General features: G+C 48.3%; 18 protein-coding genes and 1 pseudogene. 5 read left to right on the top strand and 14 right to left on the bottom strand.

The features are described 5' to 3' along the window. Positions 1–30: 30 nt before the first annotated feature. The 4 genes from ACFSUF_RS11920 to ACFSUF_RS11905 form a co-directional block, all read right to left on the bottom strand. A complete protein-coding gene (locus ACFSUF_RS11920) occupies positions 31–867 on the bottom strand; it encodes an ABC transporter permease (protein WP_377603080.1) in 837 nt (278 codons plus the stop codon). After that, on the bottom strand, positions 848–1654 hold the full coding sequence (locus ACFSUF_RS11915) for an ABC transporter ATP-binding protein (protein WP_377603166.1): 807 nt from the start codon (positions 1652–1654) through the stop codon (positions 848–850). Before ACFSUF_RS11915 ends, ACFSUF_RS11920 begins: the two co-directional genes overlap by 20 nt. A gap of 61 nt (positions 1655–1715) precedes the next feature. Then, complete coding sequence (locus ACFSUF_RS11910; protein WP_377603078.1) at positions 1716–2717, bottom strand: ABC transporter substrate-binding protein; 1002 nt, start codon at positions 2715–2717, stop codon at positions 1716–1718. A 94-nt stretch (positions 2718–2811) separates the two neighbouring features. After that, positions 2812–3675: an SDR family oxidoreductase gene (locus tag ACFSUF_RS11905; protein WP_377603076.1), complete on the bottom strand. Its 864-nt coding sequence runs from the start codon at positions 3673–3675 to the stop codon at positions 2812–2814. A gap of 101 nt (positions 3676–3776) precedes the next feature. Between ACFSUF_RS11905 and ACFSUF_RS11900 the strand changes: the two genes are divergently transcribed. Together ACFSUF_RS11900 and ACFSUF_RS11895 are read left to right on the top strand one after the other, a co-directional pair. Further along, positions 3777–5483 carry a DUF2339 domain-containing protein gene (locus ACFSUF_RS11900; protein WP_377603074.1) on the top strand — a complete coding sequence of 569 codons (1707 nt, stop codon included), beginning with the start codon at positions 3777–3779 and terminating at the stop codon, positions 5481–5483. Positions 5484–5603: 120 nt separating this feature from the next. Beyond that, positions 5604–6230, top strand: coding sequence for an acetate uptake transporter (locus tag ACFSUF_RS11895; RefSeq protein WP_377603072.1), 627 nt, complete (start codon positions 5604–5606; stop codon positions 6228–6230). Positions 6231–6287: 57 nt separating this feature from the next. On the opposite strand, the gene ACFSUF_RS11890 is transcribed toward ACFSUF_RS11895, so the two are convergent. Then, positions 6288–6617: a metal-sensitive transcriptional regulator gene (locus ACFSUF_RS11890; RefSeq protein WP_377603070.1), complete on the bottom strand. Its 330-nt coding sequence runs from the start codon at positions 6615–6617 to the stop codon at positions 6288–6290. A 116-nt stretch (positions 6618–6733) separates the two neighbouring features. Between ACFSUF_RS11890 and ACFSUF_RS11885 the strand changes: the two genes are divergently transcribed. Then, positions 6734–6949 (top strand): hypothetical protein, encoded by a 216-nt coding sequence (locus ACFSUF_RS11885; RefSeq protein WP_377603068.1) that lies wholly within the window; start codon positions 6734–6736, stop codon positions 6947–6949. Positions 6950–7124: 175 nt separating this feature from the next. Further along, a complete protein-coding gene (gene greA / locus ACFSUF_RS11880) occupies positions 7125–7598 on the top strand; it encodes a transcription elongation factor GreA (RefSeq protein WP_377603066.1) in 474 nt (157 codons plus the stop codon). Positions 7599–7633: 35 nt separating this feature from the next. On the opposite strand, the gene ACFSUF_RS11875 is transcribed toward greA, so the two are convergent. The 3 genes and pseudogenes from ACFSUF_RS11875 to ACFSUF_RS11865 all read right to left on the bottom strand — a co-directional run bounded on the left by ACFSUF_RS11875 (position 7634) and on the right by ACFSUF_RS11865 (position 8801). Beyond that, a complete protein-coding gene (locus tag ACFSUF_RS11875) occupies positions 7634–7912 on the bottom strand; it encodes a hypothetical protein (protein ID WP_377603064.1) in 279 nt (92 codons plus the stop codon). Between the two features lie 22 nt (positions 7913–7934). Next, positions 7935–8329 (bottom strand): annotated as a pseudogene (locus ACFSUF_RS11870) (RDD family protein). A gap of 52 nt (positions 8330–8381) precedes the next feature. Further along, positions 8382–8801: a GNAT family N-acetyltransferase gene (locus tag ACFSUF_RS11865; protein ID WP_377603062.1), complete on the bottom strand. Its 420-nt coding sequence runs from the start codon at positions 8799–8801 to the stop codon at positions 8382–8384. 139 nt (positions 8802–8940) lie between these two features. Between ACFSUF_RS11865 and ACFSUF_RS11860 the strand changes: the two genes are divergently transcribed. Beyond that, a complete protein-coding gene (locus tag ACFSUF_RS11860; RefSeq protein WP_377603060.1) occupies positions 8941–9084 on the top strand; it encodes a hypothetical protein in 144 nt (47 codons plus the stop codon). 14 nt (positions 9085–9098) lie between these two features. Here ACFSUF_RS11860 and ACFSUF_RS11855 read toward each other — a convergent pair whose 3' ends face one another. The 6 genes from ACFSUF_RS11855 to ACFSUF_RS11830 form a co-directional block, all read right to left on the bottom strand. Next, positions 9099–9659 (bottom strand): AAA family ATPase, encoded by a 561-nt coding sequence (locus ACFSUF_RS11855; RefSeq protein WP_377603058.1) that lies wholly within the window; start codon positions 9657–9659, stop codon positions 9099–9101. Further along, positions 9656–10270: a DJ-1/PfpI family protein gene (locus ACFSUF_RS11850; protein ID WP_377603056.1), complete on the bottom strand. Its 615-nt coding sequence runs from the start codon at positions 10268–10270 to the stop codon at positions 9656–9658. The genes ACFSUF_RS11855 and ACFSUF_RS11850 overlap by 4 nt, the downstream gene beginning before the upstream one ends. Continuing rightward, the gene (locus tag ACFSUF_RS11845; protein WP_377603054.1) at positions 10245–10952 is read right to left on the bottom strand and encodes an HAD family hydrolase; all 708 of its coding nucleotides are present in this window, start codon (positions 10950–10952) and stop codon (positions 10245–10247) included. The genes ACFSUF_RS11850 and ACFSUF_RS11845 overlap by 26 nt, the downstream gene beginning before the upstream one ends. Positions 10953–11052: 100 nt before the next feature. Then, a complete protein-coding gene (locus ACFSUF_RS11840) occupies positions 11053–11700 on the bottom strand; it encodes an HD domain-containing protein (protein WP_377603052.1) in 648 nt (215 codons plus the stop codon). Next, positions 11700–12677, bottom strand: coding sequence for an aldo/keto reductase (locus ACFSUF_RS11835; protein WP_377603050.1), 978 nt, complete (start codon positions 12675–12677; stop codon positions 11700–11702). Before ACFSUF_RS11835 ends, ACFSUF_RS11840 begins: the two co-directional genes overlap by 1 nt. 141 nt (positions 12678–12818) lie before the next feature. Beyond that, positions 12819–13661, bottom strand: coding sequence for a sugar phosphate isomerase/epimerase family protein (locus tag ACFSUF_RS11830; protein WP_377603048.1), 843 nt, complete (start codon positions 13659–13661; stop codon positions 12819–12821). Positions 13662–13740: the final 79 nt, after the last annotated feature.

Here is a 13740-nt window from a genome sequence, read left to right as displayed (position 1 = left end):
TTTTTTGCATACCCCGTTCTTCCGCATCCCTTACCTCCGCCGGATCAACCTGTTTTCTAAAGCAGCTACCAGTTGATACATGACCGTCGCAACAACTGCAATCACGACCAGACTGCCGATGACCAGCGTGAAATTAAACACTTGAAACCCATAGATCATCAGGTATCCCAAGCCTTTTTGTGCAACTAGAAACTCCCCTACGATGACCCCTACCCATGCCAATCCCACATTTACCTTCAATGTCGAAACAATAGCCGGAAAAGAAGCAGGCAGGATAACTTTAGTGAACGACTGTATCCGTGACGCACCGAAGAGGAGAACCACTTTCAGCAGATTCGGATCCGTTTCCCTGAATGAATTATAGATAACCAACGTCGTTATAATGACCGTGATGGAAAGGATGGTCGCGATAATGGAAACGACACCGGAACCCAGAGCCACAATAAATAAAGGGCCCAAAGCAACTTTCGGCAGGGCATTCAGAACGACGAAGAACGGGTCAAGTACCCGTGCCAGAAACGGGCTCCACCAGATCAGGGTAGCCAAAAGCAATCCGGCCAGCGTACCCAATACAAACCCTGCGCACGTTTCGCCGACCGTGACCAGCACATGAGGAAGCAAGCTGCCGTCCGCAGCCTTTTCACCAAGCAGTGCCAAGATTTTACTGGGGTAGCTGAACAGCAGGACATCGATCCACTGCCATCTGCCCGCGGCTTCCCAGCCGCCGATAAAAAGGAATAGGATCGTAAACTGCGTTATCCAAACGTACCTGTTCATCCTGGCCTTTGCTTTGCGGTATTCTTTAAAAATCTGGTCTGGACGGGTTGAATGTAACTCCTGAATATCCTTATCCTGTCGTAACTGCATTTCCCGCACCTCCAGATTCCATTGCGTCAAATTCGTTCCATACGTCATGGAATAATTGAAGAAAGCCCTCTTGCTCCCTGGCACGCAAAGGCATCGATCGGGCAATGGAATCGGGCAGTACGATCTCTTTCCGGATCCGTCCCGGATTCGGGGCCATGACGATTAGCCGGTCACTCATGGCGATGGCTTCAGAAATATCGTGAGTTACGAGCACGGCTGTTTTCCCGTGGGACTTCATCGTTTCAAAGACCAGATCCTCCAGCTGCAGCTTAGTCTGGTAATCCAATGCGGAGAAGGGCTCATCCAGCAGCAGCAGGTCGGGCTTCACGGCCATTGTGCGAACCAAAGCGACACGCTGCCTCATTCCTCCCGATAACTCCGTCGGATATTTGCCCTTTTGTGCACCCAGCCCGAACTGATTCAGTAAGTGAAGCACATACTCCCTATTCTCTTTTGTTAATGTGCCGTTCAGTTCCAGGCCAATAACCGCATTTTCCTCAATCGTCCGCCAAGGGAATAAATAATCCTGCTGAAGCATATAACCCACCTTAGGAGACGGTCCAAAGACGCGGTGCCCGCTTACCTGAACCGACCCTTCCGTCGGGAGGATGATCCCCGCAATGATGGACAGCAGCGTTGTTTTACCGCATCCGCTGGGACCTACGAGAGAGACAAATTCTCCTTGTTCCACAGTAAGACTGAGATTTTGCAGCGCAAGGGCAGCCCCTCCGTCATTCACATAAAAGTGGCTGATCCGTTTTAATTCCAGTGCCGTTGACGTTGACATCATGCTCCCTCCTTCATCCGCAAACAGCCGCTTTGATCAAAGCGGCTGTGGAAACGTCTGATTATTTAACGGACTGAACCGCTAGTTCGGCAAACGAATTGTCCACCAGCTTTTCGAATTCTGCAACGCCTTTCAATTCTCCGGCTTCCTTCATTACATTCTGCAGGTTAGCCCACTCTTCTTTATCAATCAACGGATCCGCGGCGTAAGAGCCTTGATCTTTATATCTTTTTACAACATTCCGGATAACATCTATGTCCGTGTTCTCGAAGAACGGGGCTACCGCATCCGCAATTTCCTCCACGCTGTGTTCCTGTACCCATAATTGTCCCTTGTGCACAGCATTTGTGAATTTCTGCACCGAGGCTTTGCGGTCTTTCAGCATGCTTTGCCTTGTCATAAACACCGTGTAAGGAAGTCGCCCGCTCTCCGTGCCGAAGGAAGCGATCACATGGCCTTTGCCTTCCTTCTCAAAAATGGTCGCCTGAGGCTCGAACAACTGAACGAAGTCTCCGGTTCCGGAAGTAAACGCAGCCGGGATATTGGCAAATTCGACATTCTGGATTAATTTCAAATCGTTCTGCGGGTCGATTCCATGTTTCTTCAAAGTGAATTCACCCGCCATTTGAGGCATTCCTCCTTTGCGCTGGCCGAGAAAGGTAGTCCCCTTCAAGCTATTCCAGTCAAAAGATGATATCGGTTCCCTTGCTACCAAAAATGTGCCGTCCGTTTGCGTTAGCTGTGCGAAATTAATAACCGGATCTTCCGTTCCCTGAAGCGAAACGTAGATGGAAGTTTCCGAACCTACCAGGGCGACATCAATCTGCTTGCTGAGCAGCGCCGTCATCGTTTTATCCCCGCCCGGGGTTGTGATCAGTTCTACATCCAGGCCTTCTTCTTTAAAGAACCCCTTGGTTAAGGCCACATACTGCGGCGCATAAAAAATGGACCTTGTCACCTCGCCGATCTTGATTGTCCCGTTATCTTTAGAGCCTCCACAACCTGTGAGCAGCACCGTAAGAAACAAAACAGCGGTCAACAGCTTTGCCACTCTTCTTGCCATATGAATTCCTCCTGCTAATCTGTATACGCTATATTATTCATGAGCCTAGAAAAGGTTCGGAGGAAATGTTCAAAAAAAGCCGATAACCCTAAGGTTACCGGCCTGCTTGCTTCCATATCGGTTTGTAGTCTTCTAAATATTGTTTCATAGAACGGGGCTGTTTGCCGGTCAGTTCCTGGAACACCTTGGTAACCCCCTTGGCCAGGCCCAGTTTCGTAGCAAAATGAATGCCGGTAACCACCTGTACATAGCCGGAATCAAGTCCTTTGGACAGCATGCGGATTTTAAAGTCTTTCACGGTTGGGTTCGTATAGGTAATCTTACGACCCAACACCTCCGTCATCATGTCCGCTACTTTGAAGAAATCAAGCGATTCGCTTCCGGTCAGAGGATAACTGGCGTTCCGGTGCTTCTCCGGTTCGATAAGGGATAAAGCAGCAACTTCCGCGATGTCCCGGACATCGATAAAGCTTGTTTTCCCCCTTCCCGCTGCGACAAAAATCCGGTCTTCCTCCCTCAGCTCATCCAGAAGGAACAGATTTAAATTTTGCATAAAGTAACCGGCCCTTAAAAAGGTATAGGGTATCCCTGTCCGCTTTATTTCCTTTTCATTTTTAAAATGAGGCAGAAACGGAACGTACTGGACATCTTTCAGCGAGAGATAGGTGATGTGCTTAACAGCTTCCTCTTTCATTTTCCCGATGAACGCGTGAAACGCTGCAAAGGAAATTTCGGGAGGGAACATTAGAAAGACACGGTCGATGCCCTTTAAGGCAGATCCGTAAGTTTGCGGGTCGTTATAATCCAGTTTAACAAACTCGTACGACCCAGCGAAATCAGCTTCGGCCTTCCCTGGGTTCCGCACCGCGCATACCGGGCTCTCTCCCATCGAAATCAGCGCGTCAGCGACCTCGCGTCCGACGGTACCGGTAAATCCTGTAACCAAAATAGTACCCATAAAACAACCTCCTATAGTAAACAGCATGTCCAGCATGCCGGCAAAACAATGCTTTACAAACAACGTAAGGATCATTACATTCTAAAAAGAGGTGAATTCCAATGAATGCCAACGAACGGTTGGAACAATTAGAACGTAAAGTGCTTGAACTCGAACAGCAGATGGAGAAACTTCGGCAAGACGCCGGGAATCGGTCTGGACAGGAACAAGAACGGAAACAAAGGGAAACTCCTGCTCCATATCGCGTGAAGGATCAAGAAGAGCCTGTCCGCCAAGGCGGGACCCCTCATCCGGGAACAGCCAGACCTCCCCGCCCCCAGCATCCGGCTGTGGATTGGGAGCATGTGCTGGCGAAAATCTGGCTCCCGCGCATATTTATGCTTGTCCTGATGGCTGGAATGGTGTGGAGCTTTAAAGCAGCGGTCGACTCCGGCTTGTTGAATGAGCCGGTCCGGTGCTTGCTGGGTTTTGCTGCCGGGACATTTCTTTTATTCTGGGGAATCCGCGAGCAGGAGAAGCATCGTGAACTGTTAGCCCAAGTTTTGATGGGCGGGGCTGTCGGCCTATACATGTTGACAGCATACGCTGCCGCAAACTGGTATCAGCTCATTCCTGAATCAGCAGCCTTCGGGTTTACCGTTGTTCTCGTTGTTGCTTCGTTGTGGCTCTCCTACAATTATAAGCTGCAGGGCATTGCGGTCATTGCAAGTGCGGCGGGTGTTATGGCTCCGTTCCTGGTCCGCAGCGCAGAACCGGCAGCGGTTTTCTTCACAATCTACGAATCCTTGCTGTATGTGACATTTCTTGTATATGCGATCCGTTTCGGTTTTACCAAGCTCTTTTATGTTTCGTTCTTACTCCTTCATGCCGCCTTTGCGATCTTCGTACTCAAGGAAGGACATTCCGGGGTTCTGGTTTGGGGAGTCTTGGTCCAACATGCGGTCATTGCAGGTGCCTTCTTCATTGGACGATTACCAAAGCCGCAGCTCAAGGCGTTTTTGGCGAGTTTTGCCCTTGCCGCCTTGTGGTCCGGTTTCAGTCTCGGAGATGCCGGCTTTGAACTGCTTATGCTGGTGTTCACGTTGGTTTATGCTTCGGTTTCTATTGTAATGATAAAACGATCCCGCCGTCAAAATTTGCCCTACTCGATAACCTTAGGCTGTTATGCACTGCTGCTGTTTCTGTTCAGCGCTGTACATGCGGAAGGGGCATTGCCCGGACTTCTTCTAGCGGAAGGATTCATAGGATACATGTTAGGCCAAAAGATACGCTCCAGGTTTCAAAAGGTCAATTCGCTGATCATTTACGCACTAGGCATTATCTCCTCTGTTCCTATTCTTATCGAGGGGATGGAACGTATCCTTTCATGGAATTCGGCTATTTGGATCATATTGCTGTCCACGGCATACGGAATGTACTTTTTGCTGCGGAATCAGCCAGAAGAAGCTTGGAAGGCATCCGGCGGAAGGACAATTCTTGTGATGTTGTCGGTTGTAGTACTCCTTTTTCTGACTGATGTGAGCAACATACTGGCTTCAGGGTTTCCTGCCGGCATTCAGCATTTATCGGTATCCGCCGTTTGGGCAGCCTATGCTGTTGCGGTCATTCTGACGGGGATGAGAAATAAACATAAAAACCTGCGTATCCTGGGAATCGCCTTATTGCTGCTCACTTTAATGAAAGTCGTTTTTTGGGACCTTCCGGCCGTATCCGTCTTTGTTCGTGCCATTCTGTTCCTTGGACTAGGAGGGCTGGGCGTTCTTTTATCCCGCTTGTGGTATAGGGAGGACAAAACCTCCTCGATATAATCCAAAATCATCCATTGACATGGAGCCCCCCATTTTGTATCGTGTTCAAGTATGTCATCCAAGGGAATAACTAAGGATAAGAGTACTAAAATGTTACAAAACAGGGGGAACCACCGCAGCATGAAGGAATCAAAACAACAAATTCAACTGGTCACGGCAGATCCATCCGCCCTCGGATTGTTCGGCTTGGCCATCGTCACTCTGGCAGCATCCTCGCAGAAATTGGGATGGACCGACGGTACAGCACTGCTTCTGCCATGGGCCGTGTTTCTTGGCGGAGCAGCCCAGCTGTTCGCAGCGGTTCAGGATGCCAAACATAACAATACGTTCGGAAGCACGGCGTTCGGCGCGTTCGGCCTCTTTTGGCTCGGCGTAGGCTTGACGTGGCTGATCCAGGCAGGGGCGCTGGGAGAAGCGCTTCATTCCGCGGCGGATCCTCATCAACTGGGCTTGGCTTTTGCCGGATATCTGATCTTCAGCCTGTTTATGACACTAGGCGCCTCCGAAACGCATAAGGTGCTGTTTATCATTTTTGTTCTGATTGATATTCTGTTTATCGGTTTGACGTTAACGACTTTCGGCATCGCACCTGAATTCAGCCACAGGCTGGCAGGAATTGCAGAGCTGGGCATTGCACTGGTCTCCTTCTATGGATCCGCTGCAGCTGTGCTGAATCCGCATTTCGGATATGTCTTTCTTCCAATAGGCAAGCCCTTCGGCTGGTTTAAGCCGAAACAAGTGAAGTAATTAAACCTTGTTCTTTCTTGTATCAAAAAAGACGCCCTTTCGGGCGTCTTTTCTATCTTATTTCATCAGCTTGTTCATCGTTGTCAACAGTTCCTGTATGACCTCTGTGTCTCCATCCTGTATCCGCTCTACGACACAGCTTTTCATGTGATGCTCCAGCAGCATCTTTCCTACCCCGTTCAATGCGGACTGCACGGAGGAAATCACATTCAAAACATCGTCACAGTAGACATCCTTCTCGATCATTCCCTTAATGCCGCGGACCTGTCCTTCAATCCTGTTCAACCTGCTGATCAAATTGCTCTTGGTTTTCTCCGTGTGATGGCTTTTCCGCTCATCTCCGCAACAACCGTCAACGGAAGGCAGGGCTTGTTCATCAGTTTCCATGGAGCTGCACCCCCTTTTTTGAACCTATCGTATCACGAGCGTTCCTATTTTGGCAAAATCATATGTCCTATCTGTTATAATAAAAAGACCTAATGATGTAAAGGAGATTTACGAAAATGGCGATTAACCGAAGGCTGACAACGGATTCCGATTTTCAGGAAGTGCTGGAATTGCAGCGTATGATCCGTGTTTTTCAAGACGATCACATCGTATCTTCCGGCGGCCGCGTCATCCGCTTTACCGAGGAAACGGTTGTTGTTCAAACCGATGTGAGCGATGTTGCTTATTTTGAGCGGGATGCCTGTGAATTTTTTGAACTTCGAAAAAGATAACGGACGCATATTCCCATCAAACAGCCGCCTATTCCCGGTGACACAGTATAAGCGCCTGGTTCGCTGCAGGGAAGTTTTGCATGTAATGCACGCAGCTTTTTCGCATCCGGGCGGAAATTAGTGTAGAATAGTACCAAACGTGAGTGGCACCTAAGGTGCATAAGGAGATGCAAACATGGCAGATGAGCAAGTCATCCTAACCCCGCAAGGGTTGAAGCAGCTGGAAGAAGAACTGGAAGAATTGAAAACGGTGAAACGCAAAGAATTGGCGAGCAGACTTAAAACAGCCATTAGCTACGGGGATCTTAAGGAGAATAGTGAATACCATTCCGCCAAGGACGATCAGGCTCACATGGAGACACGTATTCTGACTATCGAGAGAATACTGAAGAGAGCCCAGGTGGTGGAGCACTCCGACACGTCCAAGGTGAACATCGGATCCGTTGTGACCTTGAATGACATTGAGTTTTCCGAAAAAATCGAGTACCGGATTGTGGGACCTGCAGAAGCGGATGCGTCGGAGAATAAAATTTCGTACGAAAGTCCGTTGGGAGTAGCTCTGATGGGCAAGACCGTAGGGGATATTGTTACGGTAAATGCACCTGTGGGACAAATCCAGTTCGAACTTTTGGCTATCAATACACTATAATGTAAAGGCCCGCTGCTCATGCAGCGGGCCTTTCATTAGTCGCCGTAACTGGCAATTCCCTTTTTGATCAGATAATCCATCTCGGTTTCAAGGATTTCCTCCACCTGAAGCTCATTTAACTTCATTCCCGGGCGCTTTAGTACATAGTCGACAATATCGTCCATATCAATGTCGACCTCTCCCCTGGCATTGGCTTTGACACTGTTCAAATAGGACTGCCCAAATTTTAATACCTCGGCAATATGTTTGGCATTGATTTTCGTCTTTTGTTCGATAAACCGGATTACATCTTGCTCGTTAATCTGTTTTGGCATGAACTCTTGCGTCCTCCTGTTTCTATCCGTGCACGACCTCGGTGCCGGCTATCATATCATGAATCGATCGTTTATCTTCGCGGAGCCCCACCATAAAGGCGCTCACCACCAGCGCAATCCCCACGGTCAATCCGTAGATCAGTGCCGAAGAAACCACACGCAGCAGCATAGTGCCGATACCGGGATTGGAACCATCCCTCTTCTGAATACGGATGCCGCACATTTTCTTCCCTACCGTCGCCCCGTTCCATAATGCCGGGACCAGCCAACCGTACAAGAACATCAGCAGGCGACTTAACGAATCGTCAGCAGAACCCCTAACAGAATCGCTGCCACAATCGCTACCGGGATACCAACGATAATTCCATCTAACAAACTTGCCCCAAACCTAATCCAAAAACCTGCAGGATAATTCATTACGCTCCCCCTTCCTTTTCAGTATACTATTCTTCGCCCTCCTGTCCAAAGACTAGGTATCCTTCGAAAACAACAGAATTCCGTCACGCTTCGTCCATCCGGACCGCTCCCAGTAAAGGCTTCCAAGCTCATTGTCCTCCAACACAAACAAATAGCAGCGGATGATCTCTTCCTCTTTTAGCCCGTCCAAACACCGCGTTATCAGTTCCCGTCCGATTCCGGAGCCCCTATAATCTTCATCAACTGCCGCGTGGTACAAAAATCCCCTTTTGCCGTCGTGTCCGCATAGTACAGATCCGATCAGTGTCTCACCGTCAAAGCATACGAAGCTCAGACCGGGATTGCGCCCCAAAAATTTACGGACAGCCTCTTGGGAGTCGGACTGATTGAGAACCATGCCCGGTGTTTTCTCCCATAAAGCAAAAGCAGCTTCGTAATCATCGATGGCCATGGGCCTAAAAGTGAACCTCATATGATGTTTCTCCATTTCCGCCATGGATCTCTCATGACTTTTTAATAGCATTCTAATATTGCAAAGGTTTGGTTTAGCATAGACAAGGTTAATTCATACCATGAAACAAAAAAACAAGAACCAATAGGAGGTCATTCATATGTTAAGCAAACGTTCAATGTTTACAGCGATTGGTCTTGGAGCCGCTTATTTGCTCAGAAACAAACAATCCCGTGACAAGTTGATGGGACAGATCTCCTCCATGACAGGCAAAACCAAGCCGAACAATACACAAAATTATTAGAATGGCAGGGCCCCTCATTTGAGGGGTTTTTGTTTGCTTACATAGCAGGAAATCAGATCTACCGCTAGAGATGTTTGGCTTAATCCATTACATATGATGTCGGCATGCCATTTACAAGGTTCTACATACTGCTCATGCCTCGTTCTTATCAACTGCAGATAATCGGAATAGTCCTCTTCCTGTATCCCCCAACCTGCTAATTTTGAGACTCTTCTGAGCAGTCTCTCGTCCGGCGGGCAGTCTACATAAACTTTTATATCAAGCATCTCCTTGAGCGTTTCGAAGTGGAACAGCATAAATCCCTCAATGATCACTATGTCAGATGTACCTGATTTCATGATCAGGGATAATTTTTGTTGAATGCTTGTACTGTCGATCGAATCGGGATGATCAAAGTCTTCATACACTTGGTTGGAAAATGGGGATCGGGACTGCACGCGTTCATGTTTATAAAATCGGTCCATTTCAATGAGTTCAACTTTATACTTCGTCAGAGCATCATATATTTTTCTGCTTAATGTAGTCTTTCCGCTGCCGGAGCCTCCGGCAATACCGATAACGATTGGGGAGTTCAATGGGATTCATCCGCCTCTATGATAGGATCAGCAACCTCAACAATCCCTTGCGTTGCATAAGGATAGTCAATTTGTTGTTTCACCTGCTTTTCGGCCTCGCTGCCGGCAAACAACCGGATCAGATATAACCCTAGATCGATGGAAGTACTGACGCCCCCGGCTGTAATCAAATTTCCGTCTTTTACAATCCGGGATCGGATCACCTCCCGGCAATAGGGTTCGAGCAGCTCATAAGCCAAAGGATGGGTGGTCGCTTTGGAACTGCTCAAAAATCCGGCGGCCCCCATTAATAACGATCCTGTGCAAACCGAAACCTTGTATTTCACCTGTGAAGCCGTCTTGAGCCAGTCAATGAACTGCAAATCAAATCTTAGTTGACGTGTCCCCATTCCCCCAGGTATGAAAACCATGTCATATTGTGATAAATCCGGCTTAATCACTCCTGCTTTGACCGTCAGGCCCAACTCATCCGTAATGTCTTCTTTCAGCGCACAAAAGTCCCACGATGCACCTGCCGTCGGCTCAAACTGCTTTAACCTGTAAATGACATCGTAAAAGCCGACTAAGTCCAGAAACGTTAGCCCGTCAAACAGGATCAGCGCTATTTTCATTAGTTTGCTCCTTAAGATAACTTAGTAGTTCGTGCACGCTTGACACGGTATGTATAGGTTTTACGGTAACACTTTCAGGCCAGGGCTGGTTTCTTTTCATCCAAATCGATTTCATTCCGGCAGAGGCTGCGCCTTCGATATCATTTTTAGGATGATCGCCTACGTATAAGCTCTCCGTTGGTTTCATATTCAGCTTCATAAGAGCCATTTCGAAAATAGTCCGGTCCGGCTTTTTCACTCCCGCTTGCTCTGAAACTAAAATAACGTCAAAATACCCTCGAATCCCCAAAATGTCAATTTTACCGTATTGAATCTCAGTTAGGCCATTTGTAATCAAACCTAGACTATACTTGCCTTTGCAATAATCCAACAGCTTCCTTGTTCCCTGCATTAATTCAGCATTAGCCGGATATTCCCGTGTATAGAAATCCCACAGTTGATCAGCTGCCAGTTTGTCCTTCCACGGAAGGAGCGGCAGAATGTCATGAAATAATTCCTTTTTGTTTTTGTACCCGTCATTGTCCAGCTCTATTATTAGGCTGCTCCATCTGTTTTTTTCATCCGTAGTAAGTGCTGTTGCGAAAGTATCCAGGAGCTTGTCCGTAAACTTAGAAAAGGTCAAGGTCCGGTCCAGCAGCGTATTGTCCAAGTCAAAAAGTAATGCTTTCCATGGATTGATCACAATAACACCTCCGATCTTGTATCTATTCGATGTTCAAGCAGCCTCCTCCTCCCTTTTGCAGCCAATGAAAAAGGACCCCTGAAAGAGGTCCCATCGTTACTTATCGTTGTCCTTCCCACTCCGCATAAAACTGATCCAAGTACAGTTCCATAAACTTGTGCCGCTCGGCAGCCATGTTCCGGCCCGTGGTCGTATTCATCAAATCTTTCAGTTTCAGCAGTTTTTCATAAAAATGATTGATCGCCGTATCGTTCCCGTTTCTATATTGTTCGGGTGTCAATTGCTCTCGTGGAGACATCCGCGGATCGTGTATGGGCCTGCCTTTCCAACCGGAGTAGGCAAATACTCTGGCAATTCCCATCGCTCCGATCGCATCCAGCCTGTCCGCGTCCTGTACAATCTTCCCTTCGAGCGTGCGGACAGGAGGACGGTTACCGCCCTTAAAGGACATCGTCGAAATGATGTCCATGACATGATCGACAGCTGTCAACTCCACACCGGTGTTTAACATCCAAGCGTACAGATCCCGGGAAGCCTGTTCAGGGTCGTCATTCAGCTTCTCGTCCGCCATATCGTGTAGCAGTGCGGTCAATTCACAGAGAAATACATCGGCATGTTCCTCCGCGGCTATCGTTTTAGCTGTTTCCGCTACACGGTAAGTATGCCACCAATCATGTCCTGAGCTGTCATCGCCCATTTTTTTTTGCACGGCAAGCCTGGCTTGCTCTAAAATGTGTTGCTGATCCATTACGGCAAAGGCACTCCTCTGGAGCTGACATACAAAGTGTACCATTCGTCACGGGTAAGCGTAACTTGCTCCGCGTCGCGGCATGCACGAATACGGTCAGCATTGGCTGTACCGATTACCGGCTGAATGCCGGCCGGATGTTTCATCAGCCATGCAAGGACAATCGCCTCAGCGGTGGTGTTCTTCTCCTCGGCCAGTTGTTCTACCAATTTAGCGGTTGTTTGAACAGATTCTGGCTGATCTGCCGTGGACGCTCCGGAAAAAACACCTTTAGCCAACGGACCCCAAGCTTGAATTTGAATGTTTTCCATACGACAAAATTCCACCGTTCCTTCGGGGAAAATATCGTTTTTAGCGGATTCGGTGTTCAATTGTACGACGCTGTTCAGCCATCCCAGCTTCGCTAAGCTCATCTCAAGTTGGTTTACTACAAATTTTTCATCGGTATAGTGCTGCAGCAGTTGAATTTGAGCCGCACTCATGTTAGAAACGCCGAACCGGCGCACTTTTCCGGATGACTTCAGATCCGAAAGTGTTTTGGCTACTTCTTCAGGATCCATTAACGGGTCGGGGCGATGAAGCAGGAGAATGTCGAGGTATTCCACGCCGAGCCTTTTAAGAATACCGTCAACACTTTTATGTATATGCTCCTCTGAAAAATCGTACCGGCCGGGAACTCCGCTTTCCTCGGCAAAACGTATCGCACATTTCGATTGAAGAATAATGGATTCACGCAGCTCCGGCCTGTCTTTCAGCACCTGTCCGAATACTTGCTCAGCCTTACCCCGCGTGTAAATATCCGCATGATCAAACATATTGATACCGATGGACAAAGCCGCTTCCACCGCGTCATGCGCCTGACGGAGGTGCTCGGAAGTAACCGGACTGCTGTCCCAGCCGCCTCCCAACCCCATACAGCCTAAAACCAGCCTGCTGCCCTCGATACCGTGTTTGTGCAAAGGTAATGATTTCGTCATGTTCCTGGTCATCTCCCGCCATTGAATTTACGTAATTATGTACTAGTTCAAATCTTATCTAAGTTTACTACAGGCTGCTGGGCAACTCAAACAGCTCAGCAAAAACAGGCCTCTAAAAAGAGACCTGAAAACACTTTGGAATCAAGCTTCCATACGCTGACTTGGGCGGAGCTCCGTTTCAGCTGCGGAGCGAAGCTTTACCAGTGCTTTCCATGGATCCTGATCACCAAGGTAAGTCAAAGACAACACTCCATCGAAACCTGAGGCTGAAGTCAGCGCGAGGCATGCCCGAAAATCTTCCGTATCCGGCTCCCCGTTCGGGAAATTACGCATTTTGGCATGGACCGTTTCTGCAAAAGGAAGCACCTTCTCCAGCTGATCCAAATGATCTCTTGTGAAATTCCCGTAGTCCGCAGTAAAACCGAGCTGATCTTTGCATAAATCAAGCAGCGTGAGGCATTGGTCCGCTGTAGACAGCAGTTCCCCTATGTTTTCGGTCACAACACGCAGTTGATAGTGCTCGGCATATGCAGCTAATTCGCAAAGGGCTTTAGCGGCTCGTTCAAGTGAATTCTTATCCTCCGGAACCGATTCCCCCGCCACTACCCTTACTCTTGACGCTCCAAGCTTGGAAGCGGCTTCTATCCACTTTTTGCACCATGCGATATCGGCATCCCTTCGCACAGAGTCACTGCTCGATAGATCACCATAGTCTAAAAGAACAGAAGCAATTTGGATACCTGCCGCATCAAACGCTTCTTTCACCTTAACCAGCTCTTCGTCCTGATCTATAAGGTGGGCATATGACAACTCAGCAGACTGATATCCCCTTTCCGAAAGCTGCGAAGCCCATGTTGAAAGCGTCCATGTTTCCGGATAATCCTCTATTGTTTCTTTCGTCTGCTGCTTTTCCGGATCCCATTCCGTAAGGTGAAGCGGCCCAAGATGCCGCCCAAAAGTCCAGCTGTTTACAGACCATAGCATAAAAGTTCCTCCCCTGTTCATGTAAATGCGGTTGAGTTGAATTACCCAATTCTTTGAGGAATGATTGAGAAATATCCGG

The organism is Paenibacillus gansuensis (assembly GCF_042684925.1).
Lineage (GTDB): Bacteria > Bacillota > Bacilli > Paenibacillales > DY6 > Paenibacillus_N > Paenibacillus_N gansuensis.
This window is presented reverse-complemented; position numbering and strand designations above follow the sequence as displayed.

Bases quoted from the DNA above. Each gene is read 5' to 3' on its own strand.
- ACFSUF_RS11885 (WP_377603068.1), top strand. From the start codon at position 6,734: ATGGCGATTAACCGAAGGCTGACAACGGATTCCGATTTTCAGGAAGTG.
- ACFSUF_RS11890 (WP_377603070.1), bottom strand. From the start codon at position 6,617: ATGGAAACTGATGAACAAGCCCTGCCTTCCGTTGACGGTTGTTGCGGA.
- ACFSUF_RS11840 (WP_377603052.1), bottom strand. From the start codon at position 11,700: ATGGATCAGCAACACATTTTAGAGCAAGCCAGGCTTGCCGTGCAAAAA.
- ACFSUF_RS11915 (WP_377603166.1), bottom strand. From the start codon at position 1,654: ATGTCAACGTCAACGGCACTGGAATTAAAACGGATCAGCCACTTTTAT.
- greA (WP_377603066.1), top strand. From the start codon at position 7,125: ATGGCAGATGAGCAAGTCATCCTAACCCCGCAAGGGTTGAAGCAGCTG.
- ACFSUF_RS11830 (WP_377603048.1), bottom strand. From the start codon at position 13,661: ATGCTATGGTCTGTAAACAGCTGGACTTTTGGGCGGCATCTTGGGCCG.
- ACFSUF_RS11865 (WP_377603062.1), bottom strand. From the start codon at position 8,801: ATGAGGTTCACTTTTAGGCCCATGGCCATCGATGATTACGAAGCTGCT.
- ACFSUF_RS11860 (WP_377603060.1), top strand. From the start codon at position 8,941: ATGTTAAGCAAACGTTCAATGTTTACAGCGATTGGTCTTGGAGCCGCT.
- ACFSUF_RS11910 (WP_377603078.1), bottom strand. From the start codon at position 2,717: ATGGCAAGAAGAGTGGCAAAGCTGTTGACCGCTGTTTTGTTTCTTACG.
- ACFSUF_RS11895 (WP_377603072.1), top strand. From the start codon at position 5,604: ATGAAGGAATCAAAACAACAAATTCAACTGGTCACGGCAGATCCATCC.
- ACFSUF_RS11900 (WP_377603074.1), top strand. From the start codon at position 3,777: ATGAATGCCAACGAACGGTTGGAACAATTAGAACGTAAAGTGCTTGAA.
- ACFSUF_RS11835 (WP_377603050.1), bottom strand. From the start codon at position 12,677: ATGACGAAATCATTACCTTTGCACAAACACGGTATCGAGGGCAGCAGG.
- ACFSUF_RS11850 (WP_377603056.1), bottom strand. From the start codon at position 10,270: ATGAAAATAGCGCTGATCCTGTTTGACGGGCTAACGTTTCTGGACTTA.
- ACFSUF_RS11905 (WP_377603076.1), bottom strand. From the start codon at position 3,675: ATGGGTACTATTTTGGTTACAGGATTTACCGGTACCGTCGGACGCGAG.
- ACFSUF_RS11875 (WP_377603064.1), bottom strand. From the start codon at position 7,912: ATGCCAAAACAGATTAACGAGCAAGATGTAATCCGGTTTATCGAACAA.
- ACFSUF_RS11920 (WP_377603080.1), bottom strand. From the start codon at position 867: ATGCAGTTACGACAGGATAAGGATATTCAGGAGTTACATTCAACCCGT.